Source organism: Ruminococcus flavefaciens AE3010 (assembly GCF_000526795.1).
In the GTDB taxonomy this organism is placed as follows: Bacteria; Bacillota; Clostridia; order Oscillospirales; family Ruminococcaceae; genus Ruminococcus; species Ruminococcus flavefaciens_D.
Genome location: NZ_JAGT01000001.1, coordinates 1171415 through 1186422, shown reverse-complemented (window position 1 = coordinate 1186422; position 15008 = coordinate 1171415). Strand labels below are relative to the sequence as shown.

At 47.5% G+C, this 15008-nt stretch carries 7 protein-coding genes and 3 pseudogenes; 8 read left to right on the top strand and 2 right to left on the bottom strand.

What is annotated here, in order from left to right; translation table 11 throughout:
- Positions 1 to 49 precede the first annotated feature (49 nt).
- On the bottom strand, positions 50 to 2452 hold the full coding sequence (locus N774_RS18045) for a glycoside hydrolase family 11 protein (RefSeq protein ID WP_024860188.1): 2403 nt from the start codon (positions 2450 to 2452) through the stop codon (positions 50 to 52).
- Positions 2453 to 2967: 515 nt separating this feature from the next.
- On the opposite strand from N774_RS18045, the gene N774_RS0105010 reads away from it, so the two are divergent.
- The 6 genes and pseudogenes from N774_RS0105010 to bglS (N774_RS18715) all read left to right on the top strand — a co-directional run.
- The gene (locus N774_RS0105010; protein WP_024860187.1) at positions 2968 to 5949 is read left to right on the top strand and encodes a family 43 glycosylhydrolase; all 2982 of its coding nucleotides are present in this window, start codon (positions 2968 to 2970) and stop codon (positions 5947 to 5949) included.
- Positions 5950 to 6161: 212 nt separating this feature from the next.
- A complete protein-coding gene (locus tag N774_RS0105005; RefSeq protein WP_024860186.1) occupies positions 6162 to 6914 on the top strand; it encodes an AraC family transcriptional regulator in 753 nt (250 codons plus the stop codon).
- Between the two features lie 198 nt (positions 6915 to 7112).
- Positions 7113 to 7904 carry a helix-turn-helix domain-containing protein gene (locus N774_RS0105000; RefSeq protein WP_024860185.1) on the top strand — a complete coding sequence of 264 codons (792 nt, stop codon included), beginning with the start codon at positions 7113 to 7115 and terminating at the stop codon, positions 7902 to 7904.
- A gap of 79 nt (positions 7905 to 7983) precedes the next feature.
- Positions 7984 to 9147 (top strand): annotated as a pseudogene (gene bglS / locus N774_RS20060) (beta-glucanase); the annotation flags it as partial.
- Positions 9148 to 9312: 165 nt separating this feature from the next.
- Positions 9313 to 9963: pseudogene (bglS, locus tag N774_RS18720) on the top strand (beta-glucanase); the annotation flags it as partial.
- 156 nt (positions 9964 to 10119) lie between these two features.
- Positions 10120 to 10758 (top strand): annotated as a pseudogene (gene bglS / locus N774_RS18715) (beta-glucanase); the annotation flags it as partial.
- A 128-nt stretch (positions 10759 to 10886) separates the two neighbouring features.
- Here the strand turns inward: bglS (N774_RS18715) and N774_RS0104985 are convergent.
- On the bottom strand, positions 10887 to 11750 hold the full coding sequence (locus N774_RS0104985; RefSeq protein WP_024860184.1) for an AraC family transcriptional regulator: 864 nt from the start codon (positions 11748 to 11750) through the stop codon (positions 10887 to 10889).
- Positions 11751 to 11974: 224 nt separating this feature from the next.
- Between N774_RS0104985 and N774_RS0104980 the strand changes: the two genes are divergently transcribed.
- Both N774_RS0104980 and N774_RS0104975 read left to right on the top strand, forming a co-directional pair.
- Complete coding sequence (locus N774_RS0104980) at positions 11975 to 12865, top strand: hypothetical protein (RefSeq protein WP_024860183.1); 891 nt, start codon at positions 11975 to 11977, stop codon at positions 12863 to 12865.
- Between the two features lie 59 nt (positions 12866 to 12924).
- On the top strand, positions 12925 to 15003 hold the full coding sequence (locus N774_RS0104975; protein ID WP_024860182.1) for a glycoside hydrolase family 3 C-terminal domain-containing protein: 2079 nt from the start codon (positions 12925 to 12927) through the stop codon (positions 15001 to 15003).
- Positions 15004 to 15008 lie beyond the last annotated feature (5 nt).

Genomic DNA, 15008 nt, shown 5'->3' with positions numbered 1-15008 from the left:
AAAGAAAAGCAGTGCATTATGCACTGCCTTTCTTATATGAACTATATCATTACTTGAAAGCGTATCTCATAAATGTGTAGAGATGCGGCTTTACAGAATCTGCGCCGTGTCCTCCGTTAGGAATGGACTGGTAAACGTGGTCAACGCCGTTTCTTGTAAGTATGTCACTGTACTGCTTCGGGAATGTACCAACGACTGAGTCATTAGTACCGCCTGTTATCATGAATACGTTAGGCTCGGGACCTACGTCTCTGAACTTCATTTCGCTCTCCTGCATGCAGCCGGGATGCTCCATGAACATATCCTTGCCCGGTGTGATACCGGGAGCAGGGCAAGCTCCGCCAACGTAAGCGAAGAGGTCGGGACGCATGAGACCAATGTAGATAGCTTCACGTCCGCCCATTGAGAAGCCTGTGATAGCACGGTTCTCTCTGCCTGTCTTAACGGGGTAGTTAGCCTCGATGTAAGGGATAAGGCTGTCGGAGATATCATAGAGGAAGTTATCGTAAGCTGCACATGTCTCCTGATTGATACCGAAGCCGCCGCCCTGTGAACCGTTCTTGCTGGTGTACTGGCTCGGGAGAACGATGATCATTTCCTCAGCCTTGCCGTTGGAGATAAGACCTGCAAGAAGCTCCTGAACGCCCATGCCGCTGACCATTGAGTTCTCGTCACCGCCGATGCCGTGGAGAACGTACATTACGGGGTACTGCTTGCTTGAGTCGTAGTTAGGAGGCAGAACGACGTTGCAGCTCTTCTGACCGCCTGTGAATTTACAGTTGTATGTCTTCTTCTCTACCTTGCAGGCGTTGCTCTTCTCGTTGCCGCCGGGGACTGATGTAGGCATATCCTTGCGGATATCTGCATTGAGGTTTTTGCCTGAGCTTGAAGAAGATGAAGAAGTAGTTGTAGTAACTATCTTCTCTGTAGTTGTAGTAACGGGCTTTGTGGTAGTAGTTGTTACAGGATCGGGGAATTTCTTTTCCGCACCGAGGATATACTTCTGGAGAAGCAGAAGGTCTGCAACATTCACTGAACCGTCGCCGTTAACGTCTGAATTCTCGGGAACTGTACCGCTTCCTGCCATCATCTTGAGGATACCTCTTCTGAGGGGAGCGAGATCGAATGAGTCGATAACGCCGTCGCCGTTGATATCGCCTCTGATGCCCTTTGAGGGCTGAGTGCCTGGAACTACAACGGTATGACTTCCTGTGTCCTCAATAGGAGATGTATTCTTTACAGCTCCGAAAGCGTTGTCGATATAGAAGTCCGTCAGGCTGTCGGGAGCCTCAACGTAGAGGATCATACCCGTAGCGCCTTCGGGGATAGTGTATGATGTGTTGGAAAGGTCTGCCCATTCGCCCTTTGAGACTGTCTGCTCAGCGACCTTGTCGTAGCTTGTTTTGCCGCTTGCGTCGTTATACTGAAGGGTGAGCTTCATTGTTGTTGATGCCTCGGTATCCTGCTTTACAAGCACACCGAAGCTGTATGTATCGCCTGCGGCGAAAGCGCTTTCGTCAAGATCGATAGCTGCGCCGTTCCACTCGGCGGTACGTCCTGTAACGGATATGCATTTGCCTGAGAAGCCGTCTGCTGCTGTATCAACAGCGGCATTTCCGCGTCCTGACCAGCTGCCTGCACCGCTCTCAAACTTCTCGGCGAAATAGTAGCCGTTCTCGTCAGCCTTAACAGGCTCCTGAGTTGTGGGCTGTGTGGTCGGCTCGTCTATCTTGCCGTCGAAAGATATGGACTTTACATTAGCAGAGCCGCTTGATCTGTAGCCCTCGATGTTCAGTGATACCTCGTAAAGAGTACCCGACATATCGAGACCTGCCTGCGACCATGCGTCAAAATGCTTGGATACGCTGATAGTACCCGTCATGTAGTTTGTGGTATTGTTCTTTGAACCGCTTGTCTGGCGCACGCTCCAGTACTGAGGGAATGTCTGGGTACCGTCAAGAGAAGGCTGATTATAGCGCATTGTCTTGCGGATATCGTATTTGTTGCCGTTCAGAGTCACACTGCCCTTGTTCTCGCCGTCATTTCCGGGTGGACGCCAGTCGCCCCAGCCTTCGACGATGTAGTACTCCATGAGCGGATTCCTCGTCCAGCCGTATACGCACATGTAAGAGTTGCCCTTAGGGGTATACTCTACATCGTAGCTGAGGGTGATATCTCCGAAAGCCTTGTAATTCTTTTTCTGGCTGTCGTAGTTCTTGCCCATACGTGCGAGGAAGTTTTCAATGTTGCTCCATGAGCAGGTGAAAGAGCCTGCACCTGGGTTCATTGATACCTGTCCCTGACCGTTCTGGTTCCACATTTCGTAATCGAAACCGCCGATATTTCCGCGTGTCTGCTGATCGGCAGCATTAGTCGGAACAGAAGGCAGGCTTGCAGCCACCATTACAGCTGTAACGGCACTGCTGATGAATTGTCTGACTGTTTTTTTCACTTCAATCACTCCTTTGTTTTTTGAAAAAGCAAACGTCATGATTAAAGTAATCCCCATAAGGAGCCGAGTGCCCCTTTTATTTCTATAGTATTATTATAATTTGTCCTACCTATTAAATGCAAGCTAAAATTTGCGGACTTTGTTAATCTTGACTGAAAATTGCTGGTTCAGCCTGCTGTTATTATGCTGATAGAACGAAAAATGGTATTTTTATGTACAAACTATGGCTCCCGTGTGAAGCTCAGATAATATGCGTAGCAGGTGGATATTTTAAAGAAATGTATTTACTATGACGAGTTTTGAAATGGTAAAAAGTAAAATTTAGGTGATAATTACTAATTGGCATAGAAAAATTACCATTTCAATCAGGATTTTGATATATTGTGCATAAATTATACATTATAATATAGACAATATATAAAGAAATTGTGAACTCAGACCGTTATGAAGTTCACAGCAAACAGAAGGGTAATTATAGGTAAGTATCTAAAAAACTTAATAATGGGGGCGTACTTATGAAAAAATTCATTTCATTCGCTGCAGCTGCTGCAATGTCACTGACATCGCTGACAGCTCTCGCCGACAGCAGTATTGTCAAGGCAGACAATCCTGCTATCCAGACCATCTACAGTACCGATCCTGCACCTATGATGTACAACGACACTGTGTACCTCTACACAGGCCGTGACAAGGATAACTCCGACTTTTACTACATGCCTGACTGGCACTGCTATTCCTCCACGGATATGCAGAACTGGACAGATCACGGCATGATACTGTCGTGGGACTCCTTTACATGGGGCAAGGAAGACTCAGCATGGGCTGCACAGTGCATAGAGCGCAACGGTAAGTTCTATTACTATGTAACTCTTGAGCACAAGAACGGCGGCGGACGCGCTATCGGTGTTGCAGTTGCCGATTCTCCCACAGGACCTTTCAAGGACGCTTTGGGCAAGCCTCTTGTGGGACCTAACTGGGACTACATCGATCCTACTGTATTCATCGACGATGACGGACAGGCGTGGCTCATGTTCGGCAATCCTACCTGCTACTATGTAAGGCTCAATGAGGATATGCTGAGCTATTCGGGTTCCATCGGAAAGTTCGACATGAACGCTCAGACCTTCGGTCCTTCCAGCAAGGCTTCGTCCTACGGCGAGGGTCCGTGGTTCTATAAGCGCAATGATAAATATTATCTTGTATTCGCTGCATTTTACGGCAGCGACGGCGGCGAGAGCTTAGGCTACTCCACCGCACCGTCACCAACAGGTCCCTGGACATACGGCGGACAGGTCATGAAGACGCATAACTGCTTCACAAACCACCCCGGCGTTATCGATTATAAGGGACATTCGTACCTGTTCTATCACGATGCGAGCCTCCCGGGCGGCGGCAGCTTCGACAGAAGCGTCTGCATCGATGAGTTCCAATATGGAGCTGACGGTTCTATCCCGACTATTTCGCCTACAAAGACAGGTCCCAAGCAGCTTGAGACCCTTGATCCCTATCAGAGAGTAGAGGCTGAGACTATCTGCTTCTCAAAGGGCGTCAAGACCGAGACCTGCACCAACGGCGGCATGAATATAGGCAATATCCAGAACGGCAGCTATATCAAGGTCAGCGGCGTTGACTTCGGCAGCGGCACTGACAAGTTCACAGCAAGCGTTTCCTCCGATACTGACGGCGGCAACATCGAGATATATCTCGACAGCCTTACAGGCAAAAAGATCGGTACCTGCAAGGTATCGGGCACAGGCGGCTGGCAGACATGGAAGGAAGTATCCTGCGATATCAGCGGCGCAAGCGGCGAGCACGACCTGTACTTCAAGTTCACAGGCGGCAGCGGCTATCTGCTGAATATGGACTGGTGGAAGTTCGGAAGTGATGAAAGCGCTGCAACGACTAAGCCTGCTGTGACAACTGCGACCACAGCTCCGAAGAAGGATATGACAACAACTGCAACTTCGGCAGTGACTTCTTCGGATTCAGGGGATTATATATTTGATTACTCATTTGAGGACGGCATCGGCGACTGGGAGGGCAGATTCGGTGCCTCAGCCGAGGGCTCCTCAAAGAATGCATTCAAGGGCAGCAAGTCCCTTTACTGCTCGGGCAGAAGCGAAGCCTATCAGGGGGCTGCCATATCGGCAAGCGGCTTGAAAGCGGGGGAGACCTACAGCCTCAGTGCTAACGTAATGTATGACAGCGGCAAGGACAGTGATACCTTCCATTTCACCATGCAGTACGATATCGGCGATGAGACCAATTATGCAAAGATAGCTACCGCACAGCCTATGAAGGGCAAGTGGGTACAGCTGGCAAATACCGGATTCAAGGTTCCCGAGAGAGCTGAAAATATCGTTATATACGTTGAGACTGCAAAGAGCACAGTAAGCTTCTACGTTGACGAAGTTAAGGCTGCCAAGGCGGGTACAGTCATCGAGGGTGCTGTTGGCGGACAGTACATTCTCGGCGATATAAACTCCGACGGAAACGTTGATATCTTTGATATCCTGAGAGCAAGAAAGCTCATCGTAGCAAACGCTTCTTCCGAAACGGAGCTTGCAGACGTTGACAAGAGCACAAAGTTCGAGCTCAACGACATTGTTCTTCTCCAGAACTACGTTCTCGGAAAGATCGCGGAGTTCCCCGATAATTCACCTGAGCCTCCGAAGAGCGACTTCGATTACAATCCTAATCTCCAGTACAGGGCAGCTCCTGACAGCTACTTCCGTCAGCCTGCTAACCACGGTACTGTTGTAAAGGAGAACTACAACGGCATCAACGGCAACAAGAATATGTATGTATATCTGCCTTACGGCTATGACGAGTCCAAGAAGTACAACGTATTCTACCTGATGCACGGCGGCGGAGAGAGCGAGGAGACCTGCTTCAACGATGATAATATCAACATTGATATCATGCTGGACAATATGATCGCAAACGGCGATATCGAGCCCATGATCGTTGTAACTCCTACCTTCAACAAGGCTCCCAGCGCTGACGGTGTATGGGAGGAAATGCGCAAGAGCATCATCCCTTACGTTGAGAGCAAGTATTCCACATACGCTGAGAGCACAACACTTGACGGACTCAGAGAGTCAAGGTTCCATCGTGCATACGGCGGCTTCTCAATGGGCGGCGGCTCAACATGGGCAAACTTCAATAACAACCTTGACATCATAGCATACTTCATGCCGCTGTCAGGCCACTGCTGGGACGGCGCCGGTAAGGTATGCAATGCGGCAAGAAATTCAGGCTTCAAGCAGAATGAGTATTTCGTACTTGCTGCAACAGGTACTGACGACCTTGCATACGGCAACATGGTTCCTATGATAAACGAGCTCAAGAAGAACACAGATGTATTCACATACTCTTCTGACTTCTCGCAGGGCAACCTGTACTTCCTGGAAGCGAGAGGAAATGTACACTGGTGGCCGCAGGTGCGTCACTATATCTACGATGCACTGCCTTACTTCTTCCACGAGAACCAGTAAAGCCGCATAAAATCCAATAATTACAGTTGTTCAAGCTCACCATGCACAAAATGTGTGGTGAGCTTGAATCGGGTACTGCACTTTTTCTTATTCAGGGGATAAAAATATGTAAAATTGCAAGAAAAAGTGGTATGATTCTTACCAAAATACTTGAAAAATTCACAATTTAATGATATAATAGGGGTAGAGTATCAAATTGCGAGGTGACCTACATGAGCGATTACACAGAAAAGTATATTTCTTCACATCTTTTCCTCAAACGTGAAGAAGGATTTGAGCATGCCCCCTTTGACCGTGAAATAGCTTGCTATGAGAGCATTTGCTCGGGTAATATCGAGCTCGTAAAGGTGTTTGCTACTCCGCTTTGCAGTGAGGGATACGGTATTCTCAGCAAGGACCCGTTAAAAAATCTGAAATACCATTTTGCTATCTCTGCGGCACTTATTGCCCGATTCTGCATCAACAGCGGTATGACTCTCGAGGAAGCGTACAACCTCAGCGACATCTACATCATGAAGGCTGATGAGTGCCGCACCGAGGCGGAGGTGCACGCTGTTCATCAGGAGATGATCGAGGGCTACACACGCCACATGAGAAGAGTCAGAAACAGCGGTATCTATTCCAAGCAGATAGTCCGCGCTCTTGACTACATCAGTGAGCATCTTCACGGAAAGATCATGATAGAGGACGCAGCGGCGTATCTGAAAATAAGCCCTGCATATCTGTCAAGACTCTTTAAGGCGGAAACGGGTATTGCGTTCAGCAACTACGTCAGCAAGACCAAGGCTGAGGAAGCTGCCAATCTGCTGACTTTCTCGGAGTTCACCGACTCTGAGATAAGCAATCTTCTTGGCTTCAGTTCTCAGAGCTATTTTATCAAGATATTCAAGAAATATCTTGGGGTTACTCCGAAGGAGTACAAAAAACGATATAAGTTCCCGGACTTCACGAAAGAAAATCAGTAATTTTCAGCTTACCCCCTGCATATGCAGGGGGTAACTTTTTGTGCAAATATCATAATTGTACCAATTTTGACATTATTGTAATATATTTATAGGTTGGAAAGTAGTATAATCTAATCAATAAATGAACGTTTCGTGAATGTTTGAGCGGGAATCTGTCACAAAATCAAATGATAAAACTTAAAGAATGAGGGTTTGACAATGATCATTAACAATGTTGGTTTTGACCACTGCCATGACGCAGACTTTTTTATCGACAGACCTGACGGAAGCGGCGATTATCTCCTGCTTCTGCTTCGGACACCTGCGATATTTGAAGTGGACGGAAAAGAAATACTAACTCCTGCGGGTTCTGTTTTCATCTACCCGAAGGGCAGGGCACAGCGCTATCGCTGCGTGCCCCTTAACGTGTTTGAGAACGACTGGGTGCATTTTGACTTTGACGACATTGGTGAGGAAGAGGAGTTCCTCGGTATGGGCGTACCGATGGAAACTGTTGTGACTATGCCTCTTGAGTTCCTCAGCTACTGCGTTAAGTCCATAGCTTATGAGAGATATTCGGATAATCCGTGCAGGAGCGAATCCGCGGAGCTCTTTATGCGCCTTATGTTCATAAAGATACGCGAAAAGACTCAGGATAAGATCTCGGGCAGACGCAGCAGCCAGTTCGAGCTTATCTCCACAGTGCGCAATAAGATATACAGCAGACCTTATGAGCAGCGCAGTGTTGACAGTACGGCCCATGAGGTTCGTATGAGCCGCTCGGCTTTCCAGCACGCATATAAGAAGCACTTCGGCATGACCTTTATCGAGGACCTTGTCCGCAGCAGGGTCAGCTATGCGAAAATGCTTCTTTCAACTACAAATATGAACATCAATGACATCTCTGTGAGCAGCGGCTACCACAGCTATGTACATTTTGCAAGACAGTTCAAGGAACAGACAGGCTTTACTCCCTCAGAGTACCGAAAAAAGGCACAGAATGCAATGTGACCCCCGATGCTTCGGAGCTGCACTGCATTGATATAAACGAAAAAAATAGTGGCTACGGTCACGGAATGAGAGGCATATTATGAAAGAGCACACATTCAGACGGTGCGCGGCTGCTTTTGCTGCGTTCACAGTCATGGCTACGGCTGCTTCCTTTGGCACAGCATCTGTTTCTGCAGCTGACGTCACATTATGGGGAGATGCCAACTGCGACGGAGTTGTCGATATGAGCGACTGCGTCCTCGTTATGCAGGCGCTGGCTAATCCGAACAAGTACGGTCTTAACGGAAGTGATTCCAATCACATCAAGGAGCAGGGCATTAAAAATGCCGATGTTTTCGAGAACGGCACTCAGCTCACAAGCAGTGACGCTCTGTCTATCCAGAAGTATCTGCTCCGCAGCATTCCAAATCTTCCCGAGTCCTACAAGCAGGGAAATGATCCTGTAAACAATACTACAACAACTTCAACAACAACTTCTACCACCACGACCACAACAACTACTACAACATCTACCACTACGACCACCACAACGACTACTACCACAACTCCTACAACTACTACCACCACAACAACAGCTCCCAAGCTGAATATAGAGGATAAGGGCACACCTATGAATTCTTCTGCTACTATGGTAGAGGACTTCCGCGACGGCAATTCAAGATATTTCATCGCTTCCGACGGCTGGGAGAACGGTGACCCCTTTGACTGCGGCTGGTACAAGAGCCAGACCTCACTTGACAAGGGCTGCCTGACACTTTCCATCGATAAGGACAACAGCGGCAAGTATAACTACGCAGGCGCTGAGTACAGATCTACTGATTTCTATCACTACGGCTACTATGAGACCTCAATGAAGGCTATCAAGAACGACGGCGTTGTTTCATCGTTCTTCACATACACAGGTGAGTCCGACAAGAATCCTTGGGACGAGATCGACATCGAAATTCTCGGCAAGGATACAAGAAAGGTTCAGTTCAACTACTATACCAACGGACAGGGCAAACACGAGTTCATGTATGATCTTGGATTTGATTCCTCTGAGGCTTATCATACATATGGCTTTGACTGGCAGCCCGATCATATCACATGGTATGTAGACGGCAGGGCAGTTTACACAGCTAACCAGAACATTCCTAAGACCGCAGGCAAGATCATGATGAACACATGGCCGGGCAGAGGAGTTGACGGCTGGCTCAACCACTACAACGGAAATACACCTCTTACTGCATATTATCAGTGGGTAACATACGATAAGAACGGTGCTCCGAACGGCAATAACAACAACAATAACAATAATAATCAGCAGCAGAATCCATGGGAGCAGAACAATAACAATAATAACAATAACAATAATAACAATAATAACAACAACCAGCAGAACGGTTCTATCAAGGACTACGGTACCGCTATGGATACCTCTGCTACAATGGTAGAGGACTTCCGCGACGGAAATTCAAGATACTTCATCGCTTCCGACGGCTGGGAGAACGGCGATCCCTTTGACTGCGGCTGGTACAAGAGCCAGACCTCACTTGACAAGGGTTGTCTGACACTCTCTATCGATAAGGACTACAGCGGCAAGTATCACTATGCAGGCGCTGAGTACAGAACCAACGATTTCTACAGCTACGGTTACTATGAGACCTCGATGCAGGCAATAAAGAATAAGGGCGTTGTTTCTTCATTCTTTACATACACAGGCGAGTCCGACAACAATCCTTGGGACGAGATCGATATCGAGATCCTCGGCAAGGATACTACAAAGGTACAGTTCAACTACTATACCAACGGACAGGGCAACCACGAGTATATGTATGACCTGGGCTTCGATTCTTCTCAGGGCTATCATACATACGGCTTCGACTGGCAGCCCGATCACATCACATGGTATGTAGACGGCAAGGCAGTTTACACAGCTAACCAGAACATTCCTAAGACTGCTGGCAAGATCATGATGAACACATGGCCCGGCAGAGGCGTAAACGAGTGGCTCGACCAGTACGACGGCAAGACACCTCTTACTGCATATTATCAGTGGGCTACCTACAACAAGAACGGTAAGTCGGGCAGCAGCAATAATAACAACAATAATAATAACAATAATCAGCAGCAGAATCCTTGGGGACAGAATAACAATAATAACAACAACAACCAGAACAACAATCAGCAGCAGAGCAACAAGACTGCTTCCGGACTTACAGACTACGGCACAGCAATGAACAAGTCGGCAACAATGGCTGACGACTTCAGAAACGGTTCTTCACGTTACTTCATTGCTTCCGACGGCTGGGAGAACGGCGATCCCTTTGACTGCGGCTGGTACAAGTCACAGACTGCTTTCAAGGACGGAGCTCTCCAGCTCAGCATTGACAAGGACTACAGCGGCAAGTACAACTATGCAGGCGCTGAGTACAGAACCAATGATTTCTACGGCTTCGGCTACTATGAGACTTCAATGCAGGCTATAAAGAACAACGGTGTTGTATCATCGTTCTTTACCTACACAGGACCTTCCGACAACAATCCCTGGGACGAGATCGATATCGAGATCCTCGGCAAGGATACTACAAAGGTGCAGCTCAACTACTACACCAACGGACAGGGCAACCATGAGTACATGTACAGCCTTGGCTTCGATGCTTCTCAGGGCTATCACACATACGGCTTTGACTGGCAGCGCGACCACATCACATGGTATGTAGACGGCAAGCCTGTTTACACAGCTAACCAGAACATTCCTCAGACTCCCGGAAAGATCATGATGAACACATGGCCCGGCAGAGGCGTTGACGAGTGGCTCGCACACTATGACGGAAAGACTCCTCTTACAGCTCGTTATCAGTGGGCAACATACAACAAGTAGTAAGCTTACGGGAAGAAAACCTCAAAATTTCATTTATACATGCGCGAAAGCGGCACTTTTCAGTGCCGCTTTCGTGTTATATAAAGAAAGGCTGCGATATCTCTGTCGCAGCCTTGGTTTTATGTATCTGATATTTTGTAGAGAGTCTTGAATTCGGTTGGTGTGCAGTTCTTAGCCTTTTTGAACGCACGGTTGAAGGTGGTGAGACTTGCAAAGCCTGCTCTCATGGCGACCTCCGTAACTGACAGCGACGGGTCGATGAGAAGTCTCTCGGCAGCCTTGATGCGCTTGCCGTTTATGTACTGTATATACGATACATTGTTGTACTTCTTGAAAATACGCGAGAAGTGGTATTTGCTGTAGCCTGCGATATCGGCGATTTTCTCCAGAGGTATCTCAAACATGTAGTTCTGATTGATATACTTCATTACCATATTGAACTTCTTGGAGTCGTCCTTGCCCGGCATTTCGCCTGCAAAAGCGTCGGCAGCCTGAGTGAGCTGGTACTCGCGGACAGCAGTAAGCATTTTTATGAGGCAGAGATATATCTTTACGTCTGCCAGAGTCGATTTTGAATAATACTCGGAATAAATATCAAGTATACTTTTGCGTGAGAGTATATACAGCTCCTTGCTGACATTTGGAGTTATATAGAAAGCTTCGGAAAAAACGGGCAGTATGGCTTCGAGGGCAGGGATATCGCTGATTATGCTGTTATCGCACTGGAAGATTATTCTTCTGCCTTCCTGAGCAGGCATTGAATGGAGCTCTCCGGGAGGGATAATAATGATCTCTTTTTCATTAAGATGGTAATCAGTTCCGCCTACAGTAACTGTGAACCCGTTATGGAGAGGTATTATGACTTCGACGGCGTTGTGCCAGTGAGTCGGATATTCCTCGATCTCATCATTATCATAGAGCATTACGAAACGTTGATTTTCGTATTCGACTGTCTCGTATTCGCCCGACAGATTCTTAATCATGATTAGCCTCCTTAATCAAAAATTGTTGTGAATTTTATGTCAAACTTCGCAGTTTCACCTTTAAACTGGATATATTATACACTATTGCAATAGTATTTGTAAAGTGAATTTGAATAATTTGTGCAATGTTCGCATTTTTTGAATACCAAAGCGCAATAATTGACTGGTATTAATTGCGAAAGTGTAATATAATATCGATAGAGCAAACGAAAGGTGATGTATGAATGTCTGTAAAATGCTATGAGACCGAATATAAGAATTTCGGGAAATGTCAGTGCCTCGAGAACGGCAGCATAAAGCTTATTGCTACTACTGATGTCGGACCGAGGATCGTTTTTTTCGGCTTTATTGACGGGAAGAATGTGCTTTTTGAGGATATTGACAGGAATTTCTACGAGATGAACAACGGCTACGGCGTGTGGTACGCTTACGGCGGACACCGTATCTGGTGCGCTCCCGAGGAGATGCCCGAGACCTATCTTCCTGATAATTCTAAGGTCGAGTCGTTTTTTGACAATGGTACACTTACCCTCAGACCTGCAAGAACAAAATTCGATAAGCAGTTTGAGCTTGTGATAACTATGGGCGACGACAATACTGTGACTATCGACAACAGGATCACAAATTGCTCGGATAAGCCGTCAAGGTTTTCACCGTGGTCCGTTACGGGACTGGCAGCAGGTGGAACGGAGATCGTTCCGCTGTGCAGAGATGACAACGGCTATCTTCCGAACAGAACAATGGCTCTGTGGAGCTACTCTGACATAAAAGATGAGAGATTCACTCTCACTGACAGATACGCCCTGCTGAAACAGGACACCAAGGCAAAAAAGCCTTTCAAGACAGGCTTCAATGTTACGGAAAAACAGATAGTATATGTAAACGGCAGCAATATCCTTAAAGTCAGCTTCGACGGATATGAAAATGTTGAGTATCCTGATTTCTGCTGTAACTTTGAAACCTATACAAACAGCCTTTTCCTTGAGTGCGAGATACTCGGCGAGTTGAGAAGCTACAAGCCGGGAGAGACCGCTTCAATGAAGGAAACATGGGAGCTGTCAGCTTCCGATAAGCCTGCTGAAAAAGCTGTAGAAGAGATTGTAAGTAAATTGTAACAAAAAAATAATTGCATTGTAAACAAAATATAGTATAATTTAAGAAAGGAGAATGCTTAATGGAAAAATATTTGAATGAAGCATTATCCGCACTTGAAAGAGCCGAAGATCTTACGGACAGGCTTTCAGTGGAGGAACAGGCAGAGCAGCTCAAATATGACGCGCCAAAGGTAGACCGTCTTGGGATACCCGCTTACAACTGGTGGAGCGAGGGTCTGCACGGCGTAGCAAGAGCAGGAACAGCTACAATGTTCCCTCAGACAATAGGTATGGCAGCAATGTTCGATGAGGAGGCTGTACATAAGGCAGGAGAGATAACTTCTGTTGAAGCGAGAGCTAAATATAATGAATATTCCGCTCACGGTGACCGCGATATCTACAAGGGACTTACTCTTTGGTCACCAAACGTAAATATATTCCGCGACCCGAGATGGGGAAGAGGTCAGGAGACCTACGGTGAGGACCCGTTCCTTACTGCCAGACTCGGTGTTGCTTATGCCAAGGGCTTACAGGGCGACGGCAAGGTACTGAGAACAGCTGCCTGTGCCAAGCACTTCGCAGTTCACAGCGGTCCCGAGGCTACAAGACATGAGTTTGACGCAAAGGCAACCATGAAGGATATGACCGAGACCTATATGGCGGCTTTCGAGGCTCTCATAAAGGAAGCCAAGGTAGAGAGCGTCATGGGCGCTTACAACCGTGTAAACGGCGAGCCTGCCTGCGCAAGCAAGTTCCTCATGAAAAAGCTTGAGGAATGGGGCTTTGACGGTCACTTCGTTTCAGACTGCTGGGCGCTGAGAGATTTCCACACCAACCACGGTGTTACAAAGACCGCTCCCGAGTCCGCTGCACTGGCACTCAAAACAGGCTGCGACCTCAACTGCGGAAATACATATCTTCATCTTCTTATTGCATACAACGAGGGTCTTATCACCAAGGAAGACCTGAGACGTTCCTGCGTAAAGCTGATGAGAACAAGAATAAGGCTGGGTATGTTCGACAAGTCCACAGAATTTGACGGACTTGATTACGACATCGTAGCCTGCGACGAGCACAAGAAGTTCGCTCTGGAATGCTCGGAGAGAGCGATGGTGCTCCTTAAAAACAACGGTATCCTGCCGCTTGACGGCAAGAAATACAAGACTATCGGAGTTATCGGACCAAATGCCGACAGCGTTCCCGCACTTGAGGGCAACTACAACGGCAGAGCCGACGAGTACGTCACATTCCTTGACGGAATCCGTGAGGCATTTGACGGCAGAGTTCTTTTCTCCGAGGGAAGTCACCTCTACAAGGACAGATGCATGAATCTGGCGCTCCCCGACGACAGACTCGCCGAGGCTGAGATAATTGCAGAGCATTCGGACATCGTAGTGCTTTGTGTAGGTCTTGACGCTACTATCGAGGGCGAAGAGGGCGACACAGGAAACGAGTTCTCGTCAGGTGACAAGAACGACCTGAGACTTCCCGAGTCACAGAGAAAGCTTGTAAAGACGGTAATGGCTAAAGGAAAACCTGTCATCATAGTAACTGCTGCAGGCAGTGCCATAAATGTTGAAGCAGACTGCGATGCACTTATCCAGGCATGGTATCCGGGTCAGCTGGGCGGAAGAGCTCTTGCGAATATACTCTTCGGCAAGACATCTCCATCAGGAAAGCTTCCCGTTACATTCTATGAGGACGCTTCAAAGCTGCCCGATTTCTCGGACTACAGCATGAAGAACCGTACTTACAGATATTCCGAGGGCAATATTCTTTATCCCTTCGGCTTCGGACTTACATATTCCGAGACAGAGTGCTCGGAGCTCACTTTTGAGAACGGCGTTGCTTCAGTGAAGATAACAAACACAGGCAGCCGCGCTACAGAAGATGTAGTCCAGTTCTATATCAAAGGTTATTCGGAGAACGCAGTTCCCAACCACAGTCTCTGCGGCTTCAAGAGAGTCGCACTTGACGCAGGCGAGAGCAGGATCGTACAGATCACTCTTCCTGAAAGAGCCACAATGGCAGTCAACGAAAAGGGCGAGTGGGTCAAGGAAGGCAGTGAGTTCACCCTCTATGCAGGAACTTCACAGCCCGACGAACTCAGCGAAAAGCTGACAGGCAAGAAATGCACTACTCTGAAAATAAATGTATAACAATG

Excerpts from the sequence above, each read along its gene's own strand:
- N774_RS0105010 (WP_024860187.1), top strand. The coding sequence starts at position 2,968 with ATGAAAAAATTCATTTCATTCGCTGCAGCTGCTGCAATGTCACTGACA.
- N774_RS0105005 (WP_024860186.1), top strand. The coding sequence starts at position 6,162 with ATGAGCGATTACACAGAAAAGTATATTTCTTCACATCTTTTCCTCAAA.
- N774_RS0105000 (WP_024860185.1), top strand. The coding sequence starts at position 7,113 with ATGATCATTAACAATGTTGGTTTTGACCACTGCCATGACGCAGACTTT.
- N774_RS0104985 (WP_024860184.1), bottom strand. The coding sequence starts at position 11,750 with ATGATTAAGAATCTGTCGGGCGAATACGAGACAGTCGAATACGAAAAT.
- N774_RS0104980 (WP_024860183.1), top strand. The coding sequence starts at position 11,975 with ATGTCTGTAAAATGCTATGAGACCGAATATAAGAATTTCGGGAAATGT.
- N774_RS0104975 (WP_024860182.1), top strand. The coding sequence starts at position 12,925 with ATGGAAAAATATTTGAATGAAGCATTATCCGCACTTGAAAGAGCCGAA.